This is a genomic window from Micromonospora sp. CNZ309 (assembly GCF_002846525.1).
In genome coordinates, this window is record NZ_PJNG01000001.1 from 5,516,436 (window position 1) to 5,540,823 (window position 24,388).

The window sequence follows — 24,388 nt, forward strand, 5'->3', positions numbered from 1 at the left end:
CGTTCAGACCGTCTGCCGGCGTTCGTGCGACAGGTCGGCGTGATGGTGGGCGCCGGGATGGCAGTCGGGGTCGGTGTGGACGGTGGCGCTGGTCAGCCGGGGCACGGCGTGGGTGAGCTGGTGTTCGGCGTCGGCGGCGATCCCGTGCGCGGCGATGAGGCTGAGGTGGGCGTCCACCACGAGTTCGGCTTCGGCGTGGAGGCGGTGACCGATCCAGCGGAGCCGGACCGTGGTGACGTCGCGGACGCCGTCGACGGCGCGGAGCGTGGCTTCGGCCCGGTCGACGATGGCGGGGTCGACGGCGTCCATGAGCCGTCGGTAGACCTCGCGGGCGGCGTCCTTGAGGACGAGGGTGATGGCGACGGCGATGACCAGGCCGACGGCCGGGTCGGCCCAGCGCCAGCCGAGGGCGGCCCCGCCGGCGGCGAGGAGCACGGCGAGGGAGGTGTAGCCGTCGGTGCGGGCGTGCAGGCCGTCGGCGACCAGGGCGGCGGAGCCGATGCGGCGGCCGACGCGGATGCGGTAGCGGGCGACCAGCTCGTTGCCGACGAAGCCGACGAGGCCGGCCGTGGCCACCCAGGGCAGGTGGGTCACCTCGGCCGGGTGCAGCAGCCGGGCGACAGCGGTCCAGGCGGCGGCGACGGCGGACGCGGCGATGACCGCGACGATGATGATGCCGGCGATGTCCTCGGCGCGGCCGTAGCCGTAGGTGTAGGCGCGGGTGGCGGCCCGCCGGCCGAGCAGGAAGGCGATGGCCAGCGGTACGGCGGTGAGGGCGTCGGCGACGTTGTGCAGGGTGTCGCCGAGCAGGGCGACCGAGCCGGACAGCGCGACGATGACGGCCTGGGCGACGGCGGTGGCCCCGAGGCCGACGAGTGAGATCCACAGGGCGCGTAGGCCCTCCCGGGAGGACTCCAGCGCGGGGTCGACCTTCGCGCGGGAGTCGTGCGAGTGCGGCACGACCGCGTGGGTCAGCCGATGCCAGCGGGCGGCGAGCCGGCCCCGTTGGTGATGACCGCGATCGTGCGGGTGGTCGTGGTCGTGGTCGTGCTCGTGGTCTTCCACCGCGTCTCCCAACGTCCCTGACGGCACAGCGGACCGGTATCCCCGACGACGGCGATAATATGTGCTCATGTACGCACGCGACAATGATGCAGGTGCCAACGACCTGCAACAACGCCTCCCTGTCGACAGCCACGTCGAGGCAGCTACCGAGATGGTGCGGATGCTCGCGGACGGCACCCGACTGCGGTTGATGTGGCTGCTCGTCCACGGGGAGTACGACGTCACGGCCTTGGTGGCGGCGCTGGGAGTGGCGCGGCCGGCGGTGTCGCAGCACCTGGGCAAGCTACGCCTGGCGGGACTGGTCACGATGCGGCGCGACGGCCGGCGGGCGCTCTACAGCGGCAGAGGCGGTCACGTGCGTCGACTGGTCACCGAGGTCATGCATGCGGCCTCGCACCGGGTGCGCGGCATCCCCGAGCACGACTGAAGCGTCCGGCGGGCGGAAACGCGGGCACCGCGGCGGCGGGCGAGGTCGCTACCCGGTGGCGGCCCACGGCAGCAACCCGTACGCAGAAGCGCCGACCGGCGTTTCCGCTGGTCGGCGCTTCAGTAGCCCGGCGAAAGGCTATGTGGCCAGGGGCGGGGTCGAACCGCCGACCTTCCGATTTTCAGTCGGACGCTCGTACCAACTGAGCTACCTGGCCGTGTTGCTCGGTTCATGCTACCCGCACGGCGGGTTCTCCACCGGGAGGGTCACATGCCCCGATACGCAGAAAGCCGCGCAGGGCGCGGCGTTCTCCGCTGGCGGTCCTGACGGGACTTGAACCCGCGACCTCCGCCTTGACAGGGCGGCGAGCACTCCAACTGCTCCACAGGACCTAGCTTTGTTGCCTCCGGCCGAAGCCGGACCGTGCCCCCAACGGGATTCGAACCCGTGCTACCGCCTTGAAAGGGCGGCGTCCTGGGCCGCTAGACGATGAGGGCGGCCCCGCCATCATTGCACACTCGCAACTTCAAGCGGACTTGCTCCCATCCGGCCCCGCCGGAGGCTTGGATAGCTTACGTGATGATCGGTCCGTCGACCAAACCGGTATGGCCCTAGCCACAACGCCCCGCAAAACAGCAGGTCAGAGGGCCCTAGCGGAGCCGGGCGACGCCGTAGCGGCGCTTCAGGTCGGCGATCAGGCGTGGACTGGCGGCCAGCGTGGCCGCCCGATCGCCGCCTCCGTCGTGCAGCAGCACGATCGAGCCGGGGCGGGCCGCGGCGCGTACCCGCTTGGCGATCGTCGCGGCGGTCGGCTTGCCCCAGTCCTGCGGGTCGACGTGCCAGTGCAGCGACCGCATGCCGAGCTGCTTGGCGACCGTCACCACCTCGGCCGTCCACCGGCCGCCCGGCTGCCGGTAGAACGGCACCTTGGCGCCCGGCACCGCCGCCCGGATGGCCGCGTTGGTGCGCAGGAGGTCCCGTCGGATCTCGGCGGCCGGCCGTCGGGCGAGATCCAGATCGTGGTTCCAGCTGTGGTTGCAGAGCTGGTGGCCCTCCCGCACGATCCGCCGGACCAGGTCGGGATGGCGCCGGGCCTGCTTGCCCACCACGCAGAAGGTGGCGGTGACCCGGGCCGCCCGGAGGCGGTCGAGGACCTTCGGCGTCCAGGTCGGGTCCGGCCCGTCGTCGAAGGTCAACGCCACCGCCCGTACGCCGGTGGTGCGTCGCAGCCCCGCCGGCAGCTTGGTCGGCAGCGGGCGGACCAGGCGCCGGGGCGGGGTGGGGCGGCTGGGTCGCGGGCCGGCCGACGGCGCGGGCTCGGCCGGCAGCGGGGCGGAGGCGACGGGTGCGGGACCGGTGGCCCGCCGGCCGCTCGTGGTGCCGTCGCCGCAGCCGCCGAGGAGGAGGACCAGTGCCAGGCCGGCGGCCAGCACGGCGCGTGGGCGCATCGTTCGCTCCCGGAGGGGGTCGGGGTCGGCGGACCTCCCGACGCTAGTGGACGGCGTCCCGCCCCGGGATCCCCGGTCAGTCCGCCGAGGCCTGGTCCAGCGAGTCGCGCAGGGCGAGCGCCAGCGAGACCGCCTCGGTGAGGTCGACCGGCCGGACCACCCCGGCGGGCAGCGAGTCCGCCAGCCAACCCGGCCCGGCGGCGAGCACCAGCAGCGGCCGGCGGGGCGCGGCGAGGAGGGCGTTGAGCTGGGCGGGATCGGCGGTGGCCCGGGTGTGCGACCAGATCACCACGGCGGCCGGCCCGGTGCGGTTGACGGCCTCGAGCAGCGCGGGCAGCGGCATCCGGGCGCCGAGCATCCGGTAGCCGACCCCGGCCTCGGCGAGCGCGGCGGCGAGCGCCTCCAACGGCAGGGTGTGCTGCTCCTCGTCGGCGCAGGAGAGCACGATGCGCGCCGGCCCGGCGGGCGCGGCGGCCCGGGCGACCACCGCGAACGCCTCCGAGACGGAGCGCGACATCAGGTGCTCGACCTCGATGAGGCCGCCGGTGGCGGCGTGCCGCTCGCCGATGCCGAAGAGCACGGGACGCAGCAGACCTTCCCACGTGGCGATCACACCGTTCGCCTCCAGGGCCCGGGCGATCGTCTCTCCGATCGCCACCGGGTCCAGCCGCATGGCGGCGCGCGCCAGCCCCCGGGCCGCCGGTCCGGCCCGGCCGACCGGGATCGTCGAACCGCCGCCGTCGCGGCCGGCGACGGCGCGCACCCGTGGGGGTACGGCCGCGTCGCCGGGCACCGCGTCCGGCGCCCGGCGGGCCCAGCGGGCCGCCTCCGCCGGGGTGACCCCCTGGGCGGTGAGCCGCCGCATGATCTCCAGGCGCGCGAGGTCGGCCGGCGTGTAGCGCCGGTGGTGCCCGGGTACGTGCTCGCTGGGCCCGAGGCCGTAGCGCTGGTGCCAGGTGCGCAGGGTGGTCACGGCCACGCCCAGCCGTCGGGCGACGGCTCCCGCGCTCAGCGCCTCATCGGCCACCCGACCGCTCCGACGCGTCGTTCGCCGGGGTGCCGGGCTGGCCCGGCGGGCCGACGGCCGGCCCCGACGGGTGCAGCAGCCGGTTCACCACCCCGCCCAGCCACGGCGCGTACGCGCGGGGGTCGGCGTCGAGGTCGGCCGTCAGGGCGGCGGGGTCGGCCCAGCGCAGCTCGGCCACCTCGTCGGGATCCGGCAGCAGTGGGCTGCCCGGCCGGAACTCGCCCCGCAGGACGTGGTCGTACTCGAACTCGACCCGACCGGTGGCCGGGTCCTCGGCGTAGTAGATGTACACCCCGACCTCGGTCAGCTCGACCGGGTCGGCGCCGAGCTCCTCGCGCAGCCGGCGGTTGGCGGCCTCGACCAGGGACTCGCCGGGTGCCGGGTGGCCGCAGCACGCGTTGGCCCAGCGCAGCGGGAAGCGGGTCTTGACCGCTGCCCGGCGTTGCAGCAGCACCCGGCCCCCGGGGTCGACGAGCAGCACCGAGAAGGCGCGGTGGAGCTGGCCCGGGGGCTGGTGGGCGGCCGACACGGTGGTCTCGCCCCGTGCCAGTCCGGCGTCGTCCACGAGCTCGACGAGGTGCGTCTCGCGGCTGGTCACGGCAGGTGTCTCCCTGGTCCGAGGGGGTGGGCCATCAGGCATCCCCGGTGATGCGGCCGGCGGCGAGCTTGCCGGAGATGAGCACCATGGGCACGCCGACGCCGGGCTGGGTGCCCGAGCCGACGAAGACGACGTTCGACAGCGTGCGGTGCAGGTTCGACGGGCGGAACGGGCCGGTCTGGAAGAGGCTGTGCGCGGCGGCGAACGGGGTGCCGGCGGCCATGCCCTGCTCGGCCCACTCGGCCGGGGTCACGGCCCGCAGCACCTCGACGCCGGCGCCGAAGCCGAGGTAGCCGCGCTCCTCCAGGGTGCCGACGAGCTGATCGGCGTAGCGCTCGGTGAAGTCGCCCCGCCAGTCGAACGGCGCCCGGTCGAGGTTGGGCACCGGGGCGAGCACGTAGTAGGTGTGCCGCCCGGCCGGGGCCACCGACGGGTCGGTCCGGCTCGGGTTGGTGACCAGCAGGGACGGGTCGCTCATCAGCTGGCCCCGCCTGATGACCTCATCGAAGGTGCCCTTCCACGACCGTCCGAAGTGGATGTTGTGGTGGGCGATCTTCCCATATGCCTGTGTCGACCCGACGTGCAGGACCACGCAGGAGGGGGAGTAGGTGAGCTTGCGCGGGCGGCTCGGCGGCAGCAGGTCGCGGTAGGCGACCGGCAGGTCGGGGTTGAGCACGACCACGTCGGCCGGGATCAGCTCACCGTCGGCGGTCACCACCCCGGTGGCCCGGCCGTGGGCGGTCTCCACCCTGGTCACCGTGGTGTCGTAGCGGATCTCGACGCCGTGCTTCTCGGCGGCGCCGGCCATGCCGCGCGAGACGGCGTGGATGCCGCCGCGCGGGAAGTAGACCCCGGCGACCGAGTCGAGGTAGGCGATGACCGCGTAGATGGCCAGCGCGTCGTGCGGGGCGAGGCCGGCGTACATGGCCTGGAAGGAGAAGATCCGCTGGGTGCGCGGGTCGCGGAAGAACTGGTTGATCTTCGTCTGGAGCCGGCGGAAGGCGCCGCCGGCCAGCAGCTTGACCAGGTTGCCGGTGAGCAGGTCGGTGGGGGCGTCGAGGTTGCGCTCGATGAAGTCGGCGCGTTCCCACTGCCAGAGCCTGCGCGCGTAGTCGACGAAGCGCAGGTAGCCGTCCGCCTCGCGTGGGCCGCACACCCGGGCGATCTCGGCGGCCATCCGCGTGGTGTCGGTGATGACGTCCAGCGTCGACCCGTCCGGGTAGTACGCCCGGTAGGCCGGGTCGAGCGGGGTGAGGTCCAGCCAGTCGTCCAGCTCCTCGCCGACCGCGCCGAGCGCCTCGGCGATCAGGTCGGGCATGGTGAGCACGGTGGGCCCGGTGTCGAACTCATAGCCGTCCACGCTGAGCCGGCCGGCCCGGCCGCCCGGCACCGGCTCGCGCTCCAGCACGGTCACCTGCCGACCGCTGCCCGCCAGGTGCAGCGCGCAGGCGAGCCCGCCCAGCCCGGCGCCGACGACGACCACCCGGTCCGTACGCCCGTCAACGGTGCGCACGCGACCACCTCCTTGTGCGAAGTTGACCATCATGCCCGCCGGTTGGTGGCGGCGGTGGCGAGACCGGTCAGCGCGGTGCGCGCGGTCTCGTCGATCGACGCGGTGCCGAGCGCGGTCAGCGCCTCGGCGACGCGTTCGGAGATCATGCGTTCGACCCGGTCGACGGCCCCGGTGTCGGCGACCACCTCGGCGAGGCGGGCGACCTCCGCGTCCCCCACACCGGCGCCGAGGCCGTCCAGCAGGTGCCGCTGGGTCGGCGTGGCGAGCTGCCGGGCCAGCATGAGCAGCACGGTCGGCTTGCCGGTGCGCAGGTCGTCGCCGGCCGGCTTGCCGGTGGTGGCCGGGTCGCCGTAGACGCCGAGGAGGTCGTCGCAGAGCTGGAACGCCTCCCCGACGGCGAGCCCGTAGCGGGTGTACGCGGCGGTCAGCGGGGCGTCGTCCCCGACGCCGGCCAGGCGGGCGCCGAAGAGCAGCGGGCGCTGCACCGTGTAGCTGGCGGTCTTGTAGCGGGCCACCCGCAGCGCCCGGTCGACCGACCAGTTCGCCGCGTCGCTCTCGCCGAGCACGTCGAGGTACTGCCCGGCGATCGTCTCCACGCGCATCTGGTCGTAGCAGCGCCGGACGTCGAGCAGGCGGGCCGGCGGCAGGGCCGCGTGCGCGAGGAGCCGGTCGGCCCAGACCATGCAGAGGTCGCCGATCAGCACCGCGACCGACTCACCGAACCGACGCGGGTCGCCCCGATGGCCGGACGCGGTGTGCCGGGCGGCGAGCGCCTCGTGCACGCTCGGCTGGCCCCGGCGCGTCGCGGAGGCGTCCATCACGTCGTCCTGCACGAGGGCGAAGGTGTGCAGCAGCTCCAGGGCGGCGAAGGCGGGGAGCACCGGCGGCAGCGGGCCGGTGCCGCCGGGCACGCCGCGCCACCCCCAGTAGGCGAACGTGGGGCGGACGCGCTTGCCACCGGCCAGCACGCAGTCGCGCGCCGTCGCGGCGAATCCGCCCATCGCCGCGTCGATCTCGCCCAGCGCGTCGACCTCCGCGGCCAGGAAGGCGGCGAGGGTGTCCTCCACCGCCGTGACCAGGTCCTTCGTGTACGCGGCAAGGACCGCGCGCACCGGATCGTCCCCGTCGGCCGGGCCGGCGGGGGCCACGCGGAGCGAATTACCCGCAACTGCGTCGTTGGCCATGCGGCCGAGCGTACCCTAGGCTTACGAGTTGCGTCGATTTGTGCGTCGAAATTGAGGAGGGCCGGTGGAAACCGATCTCGCTGCGGCCTATGGCCGCTGCCGTGAGCTGCACAAACGGCACGGCCGCACCTACTATCTCGCCACCCGGCTCCTACCCGCTTGGAAACGGCGGCATGTCCACGCCCTGTACGGATTCACGCGCTACGCGGACGAGATCGTCGACCGCACCGAGGAGCTGCCCCCCGCCGAGCGCGCCGCGCGACTCGACGACTGGGCCGGCCGCTTCGTCGCCGGGCTGCACGGCGAACCGGTGGACGACCCCCTGCTCCCGGCGGTGCTGCACACGATCGCCGTCCTCGACCTCGACCGGGACGACTTCGCGTCGTTCCTCAAGAGCATGGCGATGGACCTGACGGTCACCTCGTACCGCACCTACGGGCACCTGCTCGACTACATGGAGGGCTCGGCGGCGGTGATCGGCACCATGATGCTGCCGATCCTGGGCAGCTCGGACCCGGCGGCGGCCCGGGAGCCGGCCCGCCAGCTCGGCTTCGCCTTCCAGCTCACCAACTTCATCCGGGACGTGGCCGAGGACCTCGACCGGGGGCGCACCTACCTGCCCGACGACGACATGGCCCAGTTCGGCGTCACCCGCGAGGAGTTGGTCGAGGCGCGTGCCCGGGGCCGGGCCACGCCGCGCGTCCGGGAGCTGATCGCGTACGAGGTGAGCCGCGCCCAGGCGCACTACACCGCGGCGGCCCCCGGGATCACCCTGCTGGCGCCCGCCTCGCAGGCCTGCATGCGCACCGCCTACGCGCTGTACGGCGGGATCCTCGACGAGGTGGCCGCGCGGGACTACGACGTCTTCGCCGACCGGGCGCTGGTGCCGCAGCGCCGCCGGATGGCGGTGGCCGCCCGCGCCCTGATCACCCCCGCCGGCACCCCCGTGGTGATCCCCGGACCCGCCCTGGCGCCCGGCCCGCTGACCGCGTCCACCTCCTGACCGTTGCCTGCCGCTGACCGGCCACCCCGGTTCGTCGGTGGCGGCCGGCGCGGCCGGCTGGCCGGCCGCCGGGCGGTGCGCGATGCTGGCGGGATGGCTGATCCGGAACTGGTGGACGTGGTCGTGGTCGGGCTCGGGGTCGGCGGCGAGGAGGTGGCCGGGCGGCTCGCCGAGGCGAGGCTGAGCGTCGTCGGCGTCGAGCGCGACCTGGTCGGCGGGGAGTGCCCCTACTGGGGGTGCGTGCCGAGCAAGATGATGATCCGCGCGGCCAACGCGATCGCCGAGGCCCGCCGCGTCGACGGGCTCGCGGGCTCCGCCGAGGTGCGGCCCGACTGGGCACCGGTGGCGAGGCGGATCCGCGAGGAGGCCACCGACACCTGGGACGACACCGTGGCGGTGCAGCGGTTCACCGGCAAGGGCGGGCGGTTCGTCCGGGGCACCGCCCGACTCGACGGGCCCGGCCGGGTGCGCGTGGGCGAGCGGGTCTTCCAGGCCCGGCACGGGATCGTGCTCGGCACCGGCACCAGGCCGTCCGTGCCGCCGGTCGACGGCCTGGCGGACACGCCGTACTGGACCAACCGGCAGGCGATCGAGGTCGAGGAGCTGCCGGAGTCGCTGCTGGTGCTGGGCGGCGGCGCGATCGGGCTGGAGCTGGCGCAGGTCTTCGCCCGGTTCGGCGTACGGGTCACCGTGGTCGAGGCCCTGGACCGGGTGCTCGCCGTCGAGGAGCCGGAGGCGTCCGAGGTGGCCGCCGCCGCGCTGCGCGCCGACGGGGTGGAGATCCACACCGGGGTACGGGCGGAGCGGGTCAGCCACGACGGGCGCGCCTTCACCCTGCGCGGGGCGGGCGGGGCGGAGTTCACCGCCGATCGGCTGCTGGTGGTGACCGGCCGCCGGGCGCACCTGGACGAGCTGGGCCTGGACACCGTCGGGGTGGACGCCGGCCGGCGCTACCTGGCCGTGGACGACCGGCTGCACGTGACCGAGGGGATCTGGGCGGTCGGCGACGTCACCGGCGAGGGGGCGTTCACGCACGTCGCGATGTACCAGGCCGGGATCGTCGTCGCCGACGTGCTCGACCACGCCCGGCGCGCCGACGCCGGGGCCGATCCCAGCGGCACCGCGAGCGCGACGGGTGGCGCGGCGGGTAGCGGGGCGGGCGGTTCCGCTCGTGTTCTGCCGCGCGCCGACTACCGGGCGCTGCCCCGGGTGACGTTCACCGACCCCGAGGTCGGCGCGGTCGGCCTCACCGAGCAGCAGGCCCGGGAGCGGGGCGTCAACGTGCAGGTCGGCCTCGCCCGGTTGCCGTCGTCGGCCCGGGGCTGGATCCACAAGGCCGGCAACGAGGGCTTCGTCAAGCTGGTGGCGGACGCCGACGAGGGCGTGCTGGTCGGCGCGACCTCGGTGGGGCCGGCCGGCGGCGAGGTGCTCTCCGCGCTGGTGGTGGCGGTGCACGCGGCCGTGCCGCTCGCCCGGCTCCGGCAGATGATCTACGCGTACCCGACCTTTCACCGGGCGATCGAGGACGCGCTGCGCGACATGTCCTGAGGGCGCCCGCCGGCCTCCGCCCGGTCAGTGGGCCGGGGCGCCGTGGCGGCCGGCGCCGGCGGCGAACCGGGCCGCACCGGCCGCCGCGTCGACGGCCAGCGACTCCATCCCGTACGCCAACTCCACCTCCAGCGCCGCCGCTTCCGGCAGGCCGGCACCGGCGAGCAGCGCCGCCCGGTCGTTGCGCAGGCAGGTCTGCGGGTGCCGGGCGATCTCGGCGGCCAGCCGCTCGGCCGCCGCCCGGGACTCACCCGGCGCGACCAGCCGGTTCACCAGCCCCATGGCGTACGCCTCCTCGGCCGGCACGGGCCGGCCGGTGAGGATCAGGTCCATCGCCCGGCTCTCGCCGATCAGCCGGGGCAGCCGGACCGTGCCTCCGTCGATCAGCGGCACCCCCCAGCGGCGGCAGAACACCCCGAGCACCGCGTCGGCCTCGGCGACCCGCAGGTCGCACCAGAGCGCCAGTTCCAACCCGCCGGCCACCGCGTGCCCGGAGATCGCGGCGATCACCGGCTTGCCGAGCGTCATCCGGGTCGGGCCCATCGGGCCGTCCCCCTGCGCCTCGACCCGGTTGCCGCTCGGCGTGCCGATGGCCTTCAGGTCGGCCCCCGCGCAGAACGTGCCGCCGGCCCCCCAGAGCACGGCCACGGAGGCGTCGGGGTCGGCCTCGAAGGCGCGGAACGCGTCGGCCAGCGCCCGGGCCGTCGGCCCGTCGACCGCGTTGCGGGCCGCCGGGCGGTCCAGGATCACCGTGGTCACCGCCGCGGCGCGTTCGACGCGTACGCCCATTCCGACAGCATGCCCCCGGCGGTGCCGGCGGCGCCAGGGGCGTCAGCGCGGGGCGGCGGGCCGGGCCGGGCGGACCAGGGTGGCGCCCAGCGCGGCGCCGACCACGCACGCCACCCCGGCGGCCTGCGGCCAGGCCAGCAGCTCGCCCAGCAGCACCAGCCCGACCAGCGCGCCGATCGCCGGCTCCAGGCTGAGCAGGATCGCGAAGACGCGGGCCGGCATCCGGCGCAGCGCCGCCATCTCCGCCGAGTACGGCAGCACCGACGACAGCAGCGCCACCGCCGCGCCCAGCGCGAGGGTCCACGGGTCGAGCAGGGCCGTGCCGCTGCCGGCGACCCCGAACGGCAGCACGGCCAGCGCGGCGACGGCCATCCCCAGCGCGAGGCCCCGGCTGCCCGGCACCCGGGCGCTGACCGCCTTGCCGAGCAGTACGTAGCCGGCCCAACCCACCGCGACGGCCACGCAGCACAGCAGCCCCAGCCGGTCCACCCCCGTCCCGCCGAGCCCGCTGATCAGCAGCACCCCGCCGCCGGCCAGCGCCGCCCACGCCACGTCGGCGAGCCGGCGGCTGGCGGCCAGCGACACCAGCAGCGGTCCGGCGAAGCCGATGGTGACCGCGACGCCCAGCGGCACCCGGTCCAGGGCCGCGTAGAAGGCGAGGTTCATCACCGCCAGGGCCAGCCCGAACGCCGCGACCAGACCGGCGGTACGCCAGCCCAGGCGCAGCCCCGGCCGGGCCAGGACCAGCAGGATGAGCGCGGCGAAGCCGAGCCGCAGCGTGGTGGTGCCGCTGGCGCTGGTGCTGCCGAAGAGTTGCTTCGCGACGGCCGCGCCGACCTGGGTGGAGAGCATGCCGAGCAGCATCAGCAGCGGCGGCGGCACGGCTCGGGGCTGCCCCAGCGCGAGCGTCAGTCGGGTCGCCGGTCGGCCGGCCGGCAGCGGTCGGGAGGAGAGTGCGTACACCCGGACCACAGTGGTACCGGAGCGTGCGACCCGCGAGCGGATTTCCACTGCTGCGGGTGCGCTAGCGCCGCCCGCCGGAACGGGGCGGGCCGGGCGGCGCTAGCATCGCCGACGGCACGATCATGTGAGGTGCCCCGCGCGAGCGGGGAGAATCGGGAAGCCGGTGCGAATCCGGCACGGGCCCGCCGCGGTGACCGGGGAGCCACCGTCCACGCGTACGCGCAGCCACTGGCCCGCCCGGGCCGGGAAGGCGGACGGCCAGGCGTCGATCCGGGAGTCCGAAGACCGGCCTCGCGTCCGGTGCCCGCGTCCGGCGTGGCGTGGGCCGAGCGCAGCGGGAGCCTGCCTTGGATCTGTACGACGTCATCCACCGCCGCCGGGACGTACGCGCCCAGTTCACCGGGGCGCCGGTGCCCGAGGAGACGCTGCACCGGGTGCTGTCGGCGGCGCACGCCGCGCCGAGCGTCGGCTACTCGCAGCCCTGGGACTTCGTGGTGGTGCGCGACCCGGGGCTGCGCCGCCGGTTCCACGAGCACGTGCACACCGAGCGGGACGCCTTCGCCGCGACGCTCGACGGGGAGGCGGCCGAACGGTTCGCCCGCATCAAGATCGATGGTGTCCTGGAGTCGACGCTGTCCGTGGTGGTCACCCACGACCAGGCCCGGGGCGGCCCCGCCGTGCTCGGCCGGCACGCCATCGCCGACACCGGGCTCTACTCGACCTGCCTGGCCATCCAGAACCTCTGGCTCGCCGCGACCGCTGAGGAGCTCGGGGTGGGCTGGGTGTCGTTCTACCGGGAGCCCTGGCTCGCCGAGCTGCTCGGCATCCCCGACGGAATCCGGCCGGTGGCGTGGCTCTGCCTCGGGCCGGTCACCCACTTCGAGGCGGTACCCGACCTCGCCCGGCACGGCTGGCGGCAGAAGCGCCCGCTGGCCGACGCGATCCACCACGACCGCTGGGCGGCCCCGACGGCACCCTGACCTGCCTGCCCACTTTGACCTCGGTGAGGGCGTCCCGTTACGGGCCGGCGGGGCGCTCCTCACGTACCGCTGCGGATCCGTCACCGCCGACCGGTTTGCGGCGGCTCCTGCCGGGAAGTCGGTACAGGTGCGAGCACTCCTGACGAAGATCGAGCAGGCATCCGGTCTGGACCGGGTCGGCGACCGGTTGCAGCGCGCCGTCCAGGCCACCCTCCGACCGCAGCGGGTCCGCGACCTGCTGCACGGCGTGTGGCTGGGCCATCCGCTGCACCCGGCGATGGTGCAGGTGCCGGTCGGCGCGTGGATCAGCACGGCGGTGCTGGACCTCATGCCGGGGCAGCGCCGGGCCGCCACCACGCTGTGCGCGGTGGGCACCGTCAGCGCCCTCCCGGCCGCCGTCGCCGGCCTCAACGACTGGGCGGCACTGGCCCGCGACCAGCGCCGCGTCGGCCTGGTGCACGCCGCGTCCAACAGCGTCGGCCTGGCCTTCTACGCCGGCTCGGTGGCCGCCCGGATGACCGGCCGACACAACCTCGGCCGTACGCTCGGCTTCCTCGGCCTCGGCGCGGCCAGCATGGGCGCGTACATCGGGGGGCACCTCGCGTACAAGCAGGGCGCCCAGGTCAACCAGAGCATCTCCGAGCTGCACCGGATGAGCGACGGGTGGCACTCCCTCGCCGACATGGCCGCCCTGCCGCAGCGCCAACTGATCACGCGGGAGGTCGACGACGTCTCGGTGATCCTCTACCGGCACGGCGACGAGGTGACCGTCATGCTGGAGCGCTGCCCGCACCAGAGCGGTCCGCTGGGCGAGGGCGAGGTGCAGGAGATCGACGGTCACGCGTGCGTGGTCTGCCCGTGGCACGGCAGCGCGTTCCGCCTCAACGGCGGCGAGGTGGTGCACGGCCCGTCCGGCAACGACCAGCAGGTCCTGCCGACCCGCATCGTCGACGGCGTCCTGGAGACGCGCCTCCCCTGACCGGCCCCGGCCACCGGCGCCTCCCGGCCTCCCGGCCTCCCGGGGTCGATCAAGAGGTTCGGGTCGGGTTCGAGCTCCCGGGGTGACCGAACCTCTTGATCGACATCTACCGGCCCGGCCCGCAGCGGCCGGAGCACCTGGCGGGCGGCGACGTGGAGAGGCCGGTTCGCTCGCCCGGGGCGGTGGTCAGGGGCGGGTCACGGGCGGCGGTGACGGCCGATCGAGGTGTCGCGGGCCGAGCCCGGGTGGGCCCGGCCGGTCGGCCCGCCGGCCGGCGGGTTGGCGACGGGCTGGGCGGGGCCGTGGCGGGTGCCCGCGGTCAGGTCGTCGTAGGCGTCGGCGCCGGTGGCCGTACCGGAGGCGGGCGTGATCGCGCTGCCGTACGCGGTGGTGCCGGCACCCCGTTGACCCGCGCCGCGCCGGGCCGTGGTGGTGCCCCGGCGAGCGGTGGCGGCCTGGCGGGCGGCGGTCGTGGCCCGGCCGGCGCCGGCCGGTACGTGACCCGGGCGGCGACGTAGGCCCAGGACCGCGCCGATCTGCGCGCCGACGATGCTCGCCACCGCCAGGACGGCGGAGACCGCGAGAGGCCGGTTCACCCGATCGGGCTCGCCGGCCCGGGCGGCTCCCACCGTCACGGTGGGGGCCTCGCCGGCGTTCGTTCCCGCCGGAGGCGGCACGGGGGCCTCGGCTGCCGGCGGAGGCGGCGTCGCCCGCTCCGGGGCGGCCTGCCCAGGGGCCGGGCGAGGGGGCGCCGGGCGAGCGGGCTCGGGTGGGGCCGGGCGGGCGACTAGGCGGCCGGTGGCGTGCCGGCGGGCACCCCGGTCCTCGGCGTCCCCGGGGAGCTTCAGCAGCTGACCCGGGTGGATCCGGTCGGGGTCGCCGAGCCGGTTCAGCTCGGCCAGCTCCCGGTAGTCGGCGAACCCGTCCAGGTAACGCCGGGCGACGGCGCCCAGGTGGTCGCCCCGGGCCACCCGGTAGACCGCCTGAGCGTCGTCGGAGGTGGCCGGGGCGGACGAGGCGACCGTTGCCGGCACCGCCGCCGGCAGGGCGTACGGGCCGGTCATCGCCGTCGCGGCGCTCGCCGCCGGGCTGGCCGCGAGGATCAGCGCGACCGAACCGACCAGCGCGGCGGCGGCCCGCTGCTGGCGGCTCATCCCGGGCAGCCGGGGCGCGGGTCGGCGCAGTGCCTGCGCACCGAGCTCGACCAGCACGGAGAAGGCGAACGTGGCCCAGCCGAACCAGCCGGCCAGCGCCAGCGCCCGCAGGAAGAGCCGCCCGTCGTCGCGGCTGGTCAGCGTCGAGCCGACCTCGGCGAGGGTGGGCAGATGGTCGGGCAGCGGGTTGCCGGCGAGGGCGAGCAGCGCCACCGGCGCGCCGACCAGCACCGCGCAGAGCACGACGAGCGCGCCGAACCCGGTCAGGATGCGTCCGGTCCGCCGTACGGCGGAACGCCCCGATGCGGCCATGGCTGCCTTCCCTTCCTACGGTGCCCCGGTGAGCGGCCGCGCGGTCGCCTCGCCGGAGACGGTGACGGTCTCGTCGAAGCCGAACAGGCCGAGCATGGCTCGGCGGTGCGTGACGGTGACGCGTACCCGGACCCGGGTCTCCCCGTCGACGACCGGGAAGCTGACGGCGTGGCCGGCGGCGCCGGCGGCGGCCAGGTAGTCGGCGACGGCCCGGCGGGCCTGGGGACGGTTGATCCGGGTCGGCCCGCCCTCGATGGCGGTGGCCCGGTCGATGGCCTGGCCGCCGGCGCGGGCGGCCTCGGCCGCGAGGTTGTCGGCCCGCTGCAACGTACGCAGCTGGCCAGCGCCGTCGAAGGCCAGCCCGATGACGGAGAGCACGCCGACCATGGCCACGGCGAGGAAGACGCTCACCCGACCCTGGTCGTGCCGGCCGGCGACGACGGTCATCCCCGGCTCCGGTAGCGGTCCAGCGGCGACGTGAAACTCGCCGACACGCGCTTGCTCGCGGGCATCCCCGGCAGGACGGACAGGCGCAGGTCCCCGTAGGAGACCGTGCACGCGATGCGGACCGTGACCGAGGCGTCCTGCCCGGCCGGGCTGCGGAACGCCGCGTCGAAGCTGGTGGGGGCGCCGCGTACCGCGCCGCTGAACGTCACCTCGGGAGTGCCGGCGCAGTCCAGGCCGCGCCAGTCGAGCTGCCGGCGGGCCGCGTCCCGGGCCTCGGCGCGGGCGGTGCGGGCGTCGCGGGAGATCGAGGCGGCGCGGGCGGCGTCGTGGGCGGCGGCGTCGATCGCCTCGGCCGCCACGGCGGTACGCCCGGCGACGCCGGCCAGCACGATCAGCGCGATGAACGCCGGGGCGAGCACCGCCACCTCGATCGAGACCGAGCCCCGCTCGGCGGTACGGCTCACGGTACGGTCCACCGTTCCACGGTCCCGTGCGCGGTCTCGTGCACCGGGAAGGTGACCCCGGGTACGACCGACAGGGACCGCCCGCGCACCGTGCAGGTCACCTCGGTCGCGGTGGTCTCGCAGCTCGGTGCGGGATCCTTCCAGCCGACCAGCCAGCCGCCCGAGGCTTTCAGGAACCGGACGGCCCGCGCCTCGCCGGCCCCCGCCGGGGCCTGGTGCAGCCGCTGCGCGTTGACCGCGCTCTGCGCGGCGTTGAGCGCCGTGGAGCGGGCGACGAACCAGGCCGCGGTCTGGATCGAGGCGAAGAGCAGCAGCAGGATCGCCGGCATCGCCACCGCCAACTCGACGGGGTTGGCCCCCCGGTCGGCCCCGCCGGCACCGAGCCGCCGGACGGCGCCCGCGCCGAGCCCCCGGAGGGTGGCCAGGGCGGTACGCCGGGCGGCGGTGGCCGCCCGGCGTACCGGGGTGCAGTCCGCTCGGCGCACGGCCCGGCGTTACTTCGGGTCCTGGTGCTTGGGAATGTTGTCCATCCAGTCGTTGGCGGCACCGAGGGCGGCGGCGGTGACCGCCATCGCGACGGCGACCAGACCGAAGATGATCACTGCGGTCGGTACGGGGCTGTCGCCCCGCTCGCCGTCCTCACGCAGCTCGGCCAGGCGTGTCGTCAGCGCGACGTGCAGGCGGGTGATGACGGACATGACGTGCTCCTTCTCTCGGGTCGGATCACAGGCGGGCGATGAACGGATAGACGGCGAAACCGAGCAGGACGAAGACGAGCAACGCCCCGGGGATGTCGAGCCGGCTGGTCACCCCCTCGGCCCGGGCCAGGTTGTCGGTGCGGATCTGGTCGCGCAGCGAGTCGGCGCGGCTGCGCAGGGTCTCGTGCACCTGCGCGCCCTCGCTGCCCGAGGCGCGCATGATCGCCCCGACGTCGCCCAGTTCCGGGATGCCGATGCGCTCGGCGAGGTCGCGCAGTTCGTCCCACGGCGAGTGCATCTGCATCTGCGCGATCCGCAGGGCCTCGGAGATGCGGTCGAAGACCCAGCCGTCGCAGACCGCCGCCGCCCGTTCCAGCGACTGCACCGGTCCGTGCGCGGCGGAGAGTTGCAGGGCGACGAGGTCGAGGTAGGTGCAGACCGCCTGGCGGAACTCGTCGCGCGCCTTGTCCGCCCGGTCCAGCACCGACCGGTGCGCGACGAGGGCGCAGAGCAGTGCCAACCCGAGGCTGCCGAGCACGGGTACGACCACCGGCAGCCGGACGCCGACGGTGAACAGGGTGACGCCGAGCAGCGTCGGCGCGGCGAGCCCGATCAGCGCGGAGAGCAGCATCGACAGGGCGTACTGCTCGGGCGTCCGGTCGATCAGGGCGAGCTGTCGGTGCGGTGGCCGCAGCCAGCGGGACAGCCCGGTGAGCCACTCCAACCGCCGGTCGGCGGGCGCGGTGAGCTGCCCGACGCCGGCCGGTTGGTGCAGCCGGCGCAGCGCGGGCCCGAGCGCGGGGGTGGCCGGCACCAGCTCGCGGACCACCAGGAAGGCGCCCAGCCCGACCGCCGCCCCGCCGCAGACGGCGACGGCGAGCTGCCAGTTGAGGACCACGGAACCGATCACGCGAGCACCTCCTCCGGGTCCGGGGCCGGCAGGAAGCGTGCCGGCCGGCGCGGCTGGCTCATCGACCGCACCCAGGCCAGCAGGCCCACGAAGGCCGCGCCGAGCGCCGCCATCACGAGCTGCCCGAAGGGTGTGCCGTACGGGCTGATGTACTCGGTGTTGAGCAGCCCGTACGCGACGGTGGCCAGGGTCATCCCGGTGAGGAAGCGGACCGCGAAGCGGGGCTGGGTGCGCTTCGCCTCGATCTCGCGGCGGGTGGCGACCTCGGCCGCCGCCGCGTGCGCGATCGAGCCGAGCACGTCGCCGAGGCGTTCGCCCCGGTCGGTCACGTGCAGGATCAGCGCCGCCACCACCTGGTCGCAGACGGGGTCGCCGATGTCGTCGGCGAAGGCGAGCAGCGCGGAACGGGCCAGCCAGCCGGCCTGGAGACGGGCGGCGAGCAGCCGTACCTCCTCCTGGATCTCCTCCGGGGCGGTGGTGACCGTGCCGATGATGGTCTGCTGGAGCCCCTGGCCCGTGGCGGAGACGTCCTTGAGCCGGCGGGTCCACTCGCCGACCGCCTCGATGCGGGCGATGGCCCGCTGCTCGGCCTTGCCGACGGAGAACAGCCACGGGGTGCCCGGGACGGCCACCGCGACCAGCAGGCCGACCACCGGCAGGCCGGTGACCAGGAAGGCCAGCGCGCCCGCGACGAGGGCACCGACCAGCAGCGCCTGGTGGGCCCGCTGTTCGCGCGGGTTGGCGCTCGGGCCCGTCCACAGCCGGCCCGGGCCCCGGCCGGCGCCGGGTCCGCCGCCGGGGGGCCGGCGGGTGCCGACCAGCGCGACGACCGCCAGCAGCAGCCCCGCCACGCAGGCGGCCCCGGAGGCGACCGCGACGAGTTCGACGTTGTCCAGCACCGACGTCACCGCCGTCCGAGGCGGGTGTGCCGGGGCCGCCGCCACGCGCCCGTGCCGGCCTCGATCCAGCGGCTGAGCAGCCGGGCGTCGTAGCCGACGCGCAGGAGCTGGGCGCGGATCCGCTCGGGCAGGTGCCGGGGTACGGCCCGACCGTCCGGCCCGGGCCCGAACACCTGGGTGGTGGTGATCCGGTTGCCGTCGCCGACGCCGATGACCTCCTCGACGTGCGAGACGAAACGGTGCTTGCGTCCGCCGATCGCGGTCTCGTCCTCGACGGTGACGTAGACGATCAGGTCGAGCGCGTTGCCGGCCATCCGGCGGGCCTGGTCGACGGTCATCTCCCGGCCGTGTGCGAGCGCCAGCTCGATGATCCGCTCGCTGACCCCGGCGGGCGTACGGGCGTGGATGGTGCACATCGAGCCGCGGCTGGTCGTCATGGCCTGGAGCATCGGGACGATCTCCCGGGACCGGACCTCGCCGACGATGATCCGCAGCACGCCCATCCGCAGGGAGACCGGGATCAGGTCGGCGATGCTCACCTCGCCGGCCGGGCGGCCGTCCGCCCCGCGCTCGCCGTGCCCCTCCCGGGCCTCGAAGCTCATCACGGCCCGGTGCTTGAGCCGGCGGCGGGCCGGCAGCAGCTCGCGGCTCTCCTCCAGCAGCACGTACGGCTCGTCGGCCGGGATCTCGTCCATCAGCGCCCGGATCACGGTCGTCTTCCCGGCGCCCGCGAGGCCCGCCACCATGATGTTCAGCCCGGCGCGCATGGACGCGCGGAGGAAGTCGCGCACCAGCGGGTCGACCATCTCGTCCAGGTCGCCCCGGCCACCGGCGAGGTCGTCGAGGCTCACGTCGAGGGTGTTGTGCTTGCGGATCACCGCGTACGGGCGGTGGCTGACCAGGAACACCGCGGCGAGCCGGCTGCCGTCGGGCAGTTGCAGGTCGAGGGTGGGCTTGGAGGTCGACAGCGAACGCTCGGTGGCCCCGGCCCGGCGGGCCGCCGCCTGGAGGATCTCCACCAGCTCGTCGTCGCTGTCGGCGATCGGCTCCACCCAGTCGACCCCGCCGCCGTGCCGGGTGACGCGCACCTGGTCGCAGCCGAGGATGTGCACCTCCTCGATGGTGTCGTCGACGAGCAGCGTCTGGAGGCGGCCGAGCCCGGCCAGCTCGGCGGTCACCTGGTCGAGCAGGATCCGCTCCTCGCCGGCCGCCATCGGGGTGCCGGCCCGGCGTACCGCGTCGGCGTACTCGGCCACCACCGCCACCGCGAGCCGGGCGCGCTCGGTGTCCTCCTCGTCGACGGTGAACTCCCGCCCGCGCTGCCACAGGGCGAGCCGTTCGCTGAGTTCCCGGCGCAGCTCGCGGACCACCTGGAAGTCGACCCGAGCGCGGGGCGGGGGCTGCTCCGGCTGCGGCGCGGTGACCGGCACCGGAAGCGGCACGGGATGGTGGCGCCCGTTGGGCGGGGCCAGCGGCGGGGCGGTCGAGGTGGCGCCGGGCGGCTGTCGGCGCGGGTCGCCGGAGACCGGTTCAAACCGCATCCGGTACCCCCTGCGACACGGGCCAGGCCAGTCGGGCGCGCCGGCGTTCCAGCAGCGCCCCGACCGGCACCTCCAGGGCCCCGGCCGCGCGCATCAGGGGCCGCCCGGCCCGCACCGTGCCGCCGAGGCTGAGCACCCCGGCCGTACGCGGGTCGTGCGGCAACCGGGCGATGACCGGCAGCCGCAGGGCCTTGCTGACCTCCCCGCTGCCGTGGCCGTCACCGACCAGCAGCAGGCGCAGGGTGCCCGACGGCACCCGGTGCTCGGCGAAGTCCCGCTCGATCGTCCTGACCATCGCCCGGGTGCCGGAGAGGTCGGGGAGCCGGGCGCCGCTGACCAGCAGCACCACCGAGGCGGCGCGCAGGATGGGCCACGGCGGACCGACGACGTGCAGCCGCCCGCAGTCCACCACCACGTCGTACGGCGGGTCGCCGCCCTCCAGGGCGCCGAAGAAGTCGGCGAACCGCTGCCAGAGCGGGATGACGCTGCCGGCCTGGGCGGGATCGACGACGCCGGGCAGCAGCAGCCGCTCCCGCTTCGGCGCGTCCAGGTCGACCAGCTGCGACCAGAACGCCGACTCCAGGTTGCCGTCGCGCAGCTCCCCGACCGCCAGTTCGCCGATGCCCCGGGGACCGTCGAGCGCGCCACCCAGGTAGCCGGCGAGGATCGAGCCGCCGGCCGGGTCGCACTCGGCCAGCACCAGCCGCCGGTGCCAGCTCAGGGCGCAGGCCAGGGCGGTGGTGGTGACGCCCGGCGAGCCCTTCGCCGACACCAGCGCGATGATCGCCATCCTCAGGCCGCCTCGGTCAGTACGAGGGCGATGCGCTCCTGGCTGGACAACGCGACGACGGCCGGCACGTCCCGGACGGCGAGCGCCAGGTAGACCACCACCTCGTCGTCCCGGTCGGATGTGACGGCGTCGATGACCGTCGCCTCGAACCGGGTGGCGGCGCCGGCCGGGCGGTCGTCGTTGCCGTCCGGCGTGCTCACGAGCAGGACCTTGTCGCCCGGGTGGAGCCTGCGGGCGGGCACCTCGGCGGGGCCCAGCCCCAGCGCGAGCTGCTGCTGACCGGGCCCGAGCAGCGGGGCGTCGGTGAGCTGGGCCATGGTCAGCAGCGTGCCGGGGGTCAGCGACACGGCGGCCCGCTTGCCGACCACCTCGTCGAGCCGGCCGACGGGCACCGGGGACAGCCCCTGACCGCCGGCCACCTGCACCGGGACCAGGTCGTCGGCGCTGACCTGCCGGCCGACCTCGACCGGCCGGGCCACCGCCAGGTAGCTGCCGGTGGCGCGTACCGAGGTGACCGCGAACGCCGCCCCGAGGCCGCCGAGGGCGATCAGCAGCACGGCCAGGCCGAGCAGCCCGGGCCGCATCCGGCGCTGCCGGACCACCCTGGGCGGGGCGACCGGAGCGTCCACCGGTCCCGTTCCGTTGCGGGTCGCCACACTCATTGAGTCACCACCTGTAGTTCGTTGATCCGGACCGGCACCGTGCCCGTCGTCCGGTTGACCGGGATGACCCCGCTCTGGCCGCCGCCCTCCCAGGTCACCGTCCAGTACGTCGTGGCGCGTACCCGGTAGTCGCCGGCCTTCGGGTAGCCACTGTGGTAACCGCAGTCGGGGGACCGGCGGCCGGCGAGCGGGCCGTCGGCCCGGTACGGGGTGCCGGCGCCCCGGCAGGTGACCTTCCGGCCGTCGCCCATGTCCCAGACGATCCGGTCGAACGTCGCCGTGATCCGTACGGTCAGGCCCCGGTCGGTCTCCGACGCCCGCTGGACCGGACCGAAGTACTTCCGCTCGTCGTTCCCGCCCCACATCCAGACCGGCAGTCCGACCAGGCCGGGACCGTTGCTGCGGCGGGGTGCGACCGCGATCCGGGGCGCCGCGATGGTGATCTTCGCCAGCGCCCGGCGGGCGAGTTCCTCGGGGTCGGGCGGTGCGCCGAAGCCGGGCGGCGGGGTGTCCCGCAGGACGTTGGTCTGGGTGCCGAGGTCGCCGCCGTTGCAGGTGCGCGTGTACCACTGTTGGCCCTCGGGCGCCTCGGGCTGCGGCTCGGCGAGCTTGTAGTAGCAGCCGTCGCCGTTGTTGAACCAGCCGAGCACGTCGTCGTAGCACTTGACGGTGCGGCCGTTCCACTGGCACTTGCCGCCCCCGCCCCCGCCACCCGGGTCGCCGCCCCCGCCGTCGCCCCCGCCACCGGGGTCGCCGGGGGTGCCGGGGTCGTCGTCCCAGACGCTGCAGTCGCTCTGCCCCGGCGGACACTCCGCGCCGGGGTCCGCGCGTCCGGCGGCGATCGCGGGCACGGCCGCCCCGAGCGCCAGCAGCAGGGCCAGGCCGGCGCCCGCGAGCGACCGGCGGGCCGCCCCGCCCCGGCCGTGCGTCGGATCGCCGGGCTCCGTCCGATGGCCGTCCCCGGCGGTGCGGATCCGTCCCGCCCGCGTCAGCACGGCAGGTCCTCGTGGGAGACGCCGGCGTTGATCAGCCAGCGCCCGTCCGGGAAGCGGGTGGCGGTGGCGGTGGCCAGGTGCCGCGTCCCGCCGGTGCCGGGCACGACCCGCTTGTCCCTGGCGTAGACCAGCCGGTAGCCGGTGGCGTCCAGGCAGTCCTGGATCTCCACGGTGGGCGGGCTCGAATCCAGGCTCACCGAGGTCACGGTGGGGTCGGACACCAACGTGCCGGTACGCATCGCGCCGTGCTCCTTCGCCTCGCGGATGGTCAGCCGGACCCGGGTCAGCAGCGGGTCGGCGAGGAACCGGGACAGCTCCGGATGGTGGGGATCGCCGCGTCCGCTCGCCGCGCGCGAGGCGGCGAGATATCCGGCGTACGCCTCCAGCGCCGCCCTCCTCGCCGCCTGTTCGTCGGCGGCCGGGCGGGTGGGGGCGGGCGCGTCCCCGGCGGTCGCCGCGCCCGGGGCCGGTCCGGGCTCGACGCCGCAGGCCGGGGCCGCGCCGAGCGCCGCGATGGCGAGCAGGCAGGCTGCCCATCGGCCGAACCGCCGTCCGCGCACGTCGTGCCTCCTCGGTGGGGACCCGGGGCCGGCGTGCCGACCTCCGGGCATGCCGCGGCGCGCCCGGATGAGGTCGTCCGGACCTGTCGGAAAGCGCCGCTGCATTTACCCTTGTGGATCTATGTGAATGCGATGTCCCGCTTCGCCTCGTCGTCTCGATGTGGGTTGCACCACACCCAAGGGGCGAGCATAGGCTGACGTCCGCCGATGCAACAGAGGCAATTCAATCGAACACTGTGAGTGATGACGGGTGGTGACGGCGGGTGGTCGCGGCTGGTAGGGGCGGGCGGTGCGGCGGGGGTCGGCGGGGCGACGGCGCGGAAACCGCGCGCTGCGGGCGGTGCGACATCGTGACGGCGGGCGGTTGTCCCGGACGTGGCGGCTGGTCCGATCCGTCCCCCGGCGAATGGCGTCGATATTCCGTTCACATGGGATTCCCGCGCGGGTCGGTGCGTCATTTCCGCGCGCGGCTCGGCGCGACGCGCGGGAGGGGTGCGGGTCGCTTCGGCCAACACTCCCCGACGTCACGGTCGCTACCCATCGTGTTCGTGTCCGACGCGGCGGTCGGGGGGCGCTCGTGGCGCTGACCGGGCCACCGACGGTCGCGGGGCCGACCGCGCCGAAGCTCGCCGCGCGCGGGACGCCGCTGCTGGCCGCGCTCGCGCTCGCCCCGGCGCTCCGGCTCGCCGCGATCCGGCACGCCGTACCGCCGGGGGTGGCGGTCCGGACCGGGTGCGACGGGTGCGGCGCCCCGATCGGGCTGGCCCGGCCCTGGCCGGCGCTCGGCCCGACGGCCCGGTGCGGGCGGTGCGGGGCGCGCGTCGGCCCGCCGCCCGGCATGGTGGAGTTCGCCGTCGTGGCGGCCGTCGGGGCGCTGGTGCTGCTCGGGCCACCCGCGCCGGTGCTGGCGGCCACGGCCTGGTGGCTGGCCTGGGCGATCCCGTTGGTCCTCGTCGACGCGGCCGTGCACCGGCTGCCGGACCGGCTCACCTGGCCCGCCGCGGGCGGGACCTGGCTGCTGCTGGGGCTGGCCGCCGTCGCGGGGGCCGGCCCGGGGCCCTGGCTGCGCGCCACCGCGGCCGGCGTCGCGCTGGCGCTCTTCTTCGCCTCCACCACGCTGCTGCTCGGCCGGCGCGGGTTCGGCCTCGGCGACGCCAAGTTGGCGCTCGGCGTCGGCGCGCTGCTGGGCTGGTACGGCTGGGCCGTGCCGGTGGCCGGGCTGGTGTGCGCCCTGCTGCTCGCCGGGGCGGTCGGCGTCGCGCTGCTGGCCACCCGCCGCGTCGGCTGGCGCAGCGACCTCCCCTTCGGCCCGTTCCTCGTCCTCGGCGCCCTCGCCGCCCTCTTCCTGCTCTGATCCTGCGGGCGCAGGCCGCCCGCGCTTTCCTGCCGTCCGCGTAGGCCCTTCCGTGCGGGCGGGCCCCGTCCCCGCGAG

25 protein-coding genes, 3 tRNA genes, 1 pseudogene and 1 riboswitch are annotated in these 24,388 nt (G+C 75.5%); of the genes and pseudogenes, 6 read left to right on the forward strand and 23 right to left on the reverse strand.

The genetic code is table 11. The features are described 5' to 3' along the window. Positions 1-3 precede the first annotated feature (3 nt). A complete protein-coding gene (locus CLT72_RS23480; RefSeq protein ID WP_350821022.1) occupies positions 4-1,065 on the reverse strand; it encodes a cation diffusion facilitator family transporter in 1,062 nt (353 codons plus the stop codon). Positions 1,066-1,132: 67 nt separating this feature from the next. Here CLT72_RS23480 and CLT72_RS23485 point away from each other — a divergent pair, with 67 nt between their 5' ends. Beyond that, positions 1,133-1,492, forward strand: coding sequence for an ArsR/SmtB family transcription factor (locus CLT72_RS23485; RefSeq protein ID WP_101415340.1), 360 nt, complete (start codon positions 1,133-1,135; stop codon positions 1,490-1,492). 143 nt (positions 1,493-1,635) lie between these two features. On the opposite strand, the gene CLT72_RS23490 is transcribed toward CLT72_RS23485, so the two are convergent. The 8 genes from CLT72_RS23490 to CLT72_RS23525 form a co-directional block, all read right to left on the reverse strand. Continuing rightward, positions 1,636-1,709, reverse strand: a tRNA-Phe gene (locus CLT72_RS23490). Positions 1,710-1,807: 98 nt separating this feature from the next. Further along, positions 1,808-1,884 (reverse strand) — tRNA-Asp (locus CLT72_RS23495). A 32-nt stretch (positions 1,885-1,916) separates the two neighbouring features. Further along, positions 1,917-1,989 (reverse strand) — tRNA-Glu (locus tag CLT72_RS23500). A gap of 153 nt (positions 1,990-2,142) precedes the next feature. After that, a complete protein-coding gene (locus CLT72_RS23505; RefSeq protein ID WP_101413623.1) occupies positions 2,143-2,940 on the reverse strand; it encodes a polysaccharide deacetylase family protein in 798 nt (265 codons plus the stop codon). Between the two features lie 76 nt (positions 2,941-3,016). Next, complete coding sequence (locus tag CLT72_RS23510; protein WP_101413624.1) at positions 3,017-3,967, reverse strand: MerR family transcriptional regulator; 951 nt, start codon at positions 3,965-3,967, stop codon at positions 3,017-3,019. Continuing rightward, positions 3,957-4,565: an isopentenyl-diphosphate Delta-isomerase gene (gene idi, locus CLT72_RS23515; RefSeq protein WP_101413625.1), complete on the reverse strand. Its 609-nt coding sequence runs from the start codon at positions 4,563-4,565 to the stop codon at positions 3,957-3,959. Before idi ends, CLT72_RS23510 begins: the two co-directional genes overlap by 11 nt. A gap of 34 nt (positions 4,566-4,599) precedes the next feature. Beyond that, positions 4,600-6,108 (reverse strand): phytoene desaturase family protein, encoded by a 1,509-nt coding sequence (gene crtI, locus CLT72_RS23520; RefSeq protein ID WP_101415341.1) that lies wholly within the window; start codon positions 6,106-6,108, stop codon positions 4,600-4,602. Then, entirely contained in the window at positions 6,108-7,262 is a 1,155-nt protein-coding gene (locus CLT72_RS23525; protein WP_101413626.1) for a polyprenyl synthetase family protein, read from the reverse strand. The genes crtI and CLT72_RS23525 overlap by 1 nt, the downstream gene beginning before the upstream one ends. Before the next feature lie 64 nt (positions 7,263-7,326). Here CLT72_RS23525 and CLT72_RS23530 point away from each other — a divergent pair, with 64 nt between their 5' ends. Beyond that, positions 7,327-8,265: a phytoene/squalene synthase family protein gene (locus CLT72_RS23530; protein ID WP_101413627.1), complete on the forward strand. Its 939-nt coding sequence runs from the start codon at positions 7,327-7,329 to the stop codon at positions 8,263-8,265. Between the two features lie 93 nt (positions 8,266-8,358). Next, complete coding sequence (locus CLT72_RS23535; protein WP_101413628.1) at positions 8,359-9,813, forward strand: dihydrolipoyl dehydrogenase family protein; 1,455 nt, start codon at positions 8,359-8,361, stop codon at positions 9,811-9,813. A gap of 24 nt (positions 9,814-9,837) precedes the next feature. Here the strand turns inward: CLT72_RS23535 and CLT72_RS23540 are convergent, their stop codons facing one another. Together CLT72_RS23540 and CLT72_RS23545 are read right to left on the reverse strand one after the other, a co-directional pair. Further along, the gene (locus CLT72_RS23540; protein WP_101413629.1) at positions 9,838-10,602 is read right to left on the reverse strand and encodes a crotonase/enoyl-CoA hydratase family protein; all 765 of its coding nucleotides are present in this window, start codon (positions 10,600-10,602) and stop codon (positions 9,838-9,840) included. Between the two features lie 42 nt (positions 10,603-10,644). Continuing rightward, entirely contained in the window at positions 10,645-11,565 is a 921-nt protein-coding gene (locus tag CLT72_RS23545) for an EamA family transporter (RefSeq protein ID WP_199184628.1), read from the reverse strand. A gap of 122 nt (positions 11,566-11,687) precedes the next feature. Next, positions 11,688-11,862, forward strand: a riboswitch (cobalamin riboswitch). Positions 11,863-11,912: 50 nt separating this feature from the next. Here CLT72_RS23545 and bluB point away from each other — a divergent pair. Further along, positions 11,913-12,545: a 5,6-dimethylbenzimidazole synthase gene (bluB, locus tag CLT72_RS23550; RefSeq protein WP_101413630.1), complete on the forward strand. Its 633-nt coding sequence runs from the start codon at positions 11,913-11,915 to the stop codon at positions 12,543-12,545. Positions 12,546-12,672: 127 nt separating this feature from the next. Next, complete coding sequence (locus CLT72_RS23555) at positions 12,673-13,524, forward strand: Rieske (2Fe-2S) protein (protein ID WP_089002593.1); 852 nt, start codon at positions 12,673-12,675, stop codon at positions 13,522-13,524. A 461-nt stretch (positions 13,525-13,985) separates the two neighbouring features. Here the strand turns inward: CLT72_RS23555 and CLT72_RS23560 are convergent. The 12 genes and pseudogenes from CLT72_RS23560 to CLT72_RS23615 all read right to left on the reverse strand — a co-directional run. Further along, positions 13,986-14,990 (reverse strand): annotated as a pseudogene (locus CLT72_RS23560) (LysM peptidoglycan-binding domain-containing protein); the annotation flags it as partial. A gap of 15 nt (positions 14,991-15,005) precedes the next feature. Beyond that, positions 15,006-15,437, reverse strand: a complete 432-nt coding sequence (locus CLT72_RS23565) for a pilus assembly protein TadG-related protein (protein ID WP_101413632.1) — start codon at positions 15,435-15,437, stop codon at positions 15,006-15,008. Beyond that, complete coding sequence (locus CLT72_RS23570; protein ID WP_250102225.1) at positions 15,434-15,913, reverse strand: TadE/TadG family type IV pilus assembly protein; 480 nt, start codon at positions 15,911-15,913, stop codon at positions 15,434-15,436. Before CLT72_RS23570 ends, CLT72_RS23565 begins: the two co-directional genes overlap by 4 nt. Further along, a complete protein-coding gene (locus CLT72_RS23575) occupies positions 15,898-16,326 on the reverse strand; it encodes a TadE/TadG family type IV pilus assembly protein (protein ID WP_250102239.1) in 429 nt (142 codons plus the stop codon). Before CLT72_RS23575 ends, CLT72_RS23570 begins: the two co-directional genes overlap by 16 nt. Positions 16,327-16,395: 69 nt before the next feature. Next, the gene (locus CLT72_RS23580; RefSeq protein WP_101413634.1) at positions 16,396-16,599 is read right to left on the reverse strand and encodes a hypothetical protein; all 204 of its coding nucleotides are present in this window, start codon (positions 16,597-16,599) and stop codon (positions 16,396-16,398) included. A gap of 25 nt (positions 16,600-16,624) precedes the next feature. After that, complete coding sequence (locus CLT72_RS23585; RefSeq protein WP_101415344.1) at positions 16,625-17,497, reverse strand: type II secretion system F family protein; 873 nt, start codon at positions 17,495-17,497, stop codon at positions 16,625-16,627. An 8-nt stretch (positions 17,498-17,505) separates the two neighbouring features. Beyond that, entirely contained in the window at positions 17,506-18,453 is a 948-nt protein-coding gene (locus tag CLT72_RS23590) for a type II secretion system F family protein (protein ID WP_374208876.1), read from the reverse strand. Beyond that, positions 18,414-19,949 carry a TadA family conjugal transfer-associated ATPase gene (locus CLT72_RS23595; RefSeq protein WP_101413635.1) on the reverse strand — a complete coding sequence of 512 codons (1,536 nt, stop codon included), beginning with the start codon at positions 19,947-19,949 and terminating at the stop codon, positions 18,414-18,416. The genes CLT72_RS23590 and CLT72_RS23595 overlap by 40 nt, the downstream gene beginning before the upstream one ends. Further along, a complete protein-coding gene (locus CLT72_RS23600; RefSeq protein ID WP_101413636.1) occupies positions 19,939-20,739 on the reverse strand; it encodes a CpaE/TadZ family protein in 801 nt (266 codons plus the stop codon). The genes CLT72_RS23595 and CLT72_RS23600 overlap by 11 nt, the downstream gene beginning before the upstream one ends. 2 nt (positions 20,740-20,741) lie before the next feature. Further along, positions 20,742-21,401 carry an SAF domain-containing protein gene (locus CLT72_RS23605; RefSeq protein ID WP_101413637.1) on the reverse strand — a complete coding sequence of 220 codons (660 nt, stop codon included), beginning with the start codon at positions 21,399-21,401 and terminating at the stop codon, positions 20,742-20,744. After that, positions 21,398-22,375: a hypothetical protein gene (locus CLT72_RS23610; protein WP_434089773.1), complete on the reverse strand. Its 978-nt coding sequence runs from the start codon at positions 22,373-22,375 to the stop codon at positions 21,398-21,400. The genes CLT72_RS23605 and CLT72_RS23610 overlap by 4 nt, the downstream gene beginning before the upstream one ends. Positions 22,376-22,389: 14 nt before the next feature. After that, positions 22,390-22,956, reverse strand: a complete 567-nt coding sequence (locus tag CLT72_RS23615) for a hypothetical protein (RefSeq protein WP_101413638.1) — start codon at positions 22,954-22,956, stop codon at positions 22,390-22,392. Positions 22,957-23,602: 646 nt separating this feature from the next. Here CLT72_RS23615 and CLT72_RS23620 point away from each other — a divergent pair. After that, positions 23,603-24,310, forward strand: a complete 708-nt coding sequence (locus tag CLT72_RS23620; protein ID WP_350821036.1) for a prepilin peptidase — start codon at positions 23,603-23,605, stop codon at positions 24,308-24,310. Positions 24,311-24,388 lie beyond the last annotated feature (78 nt).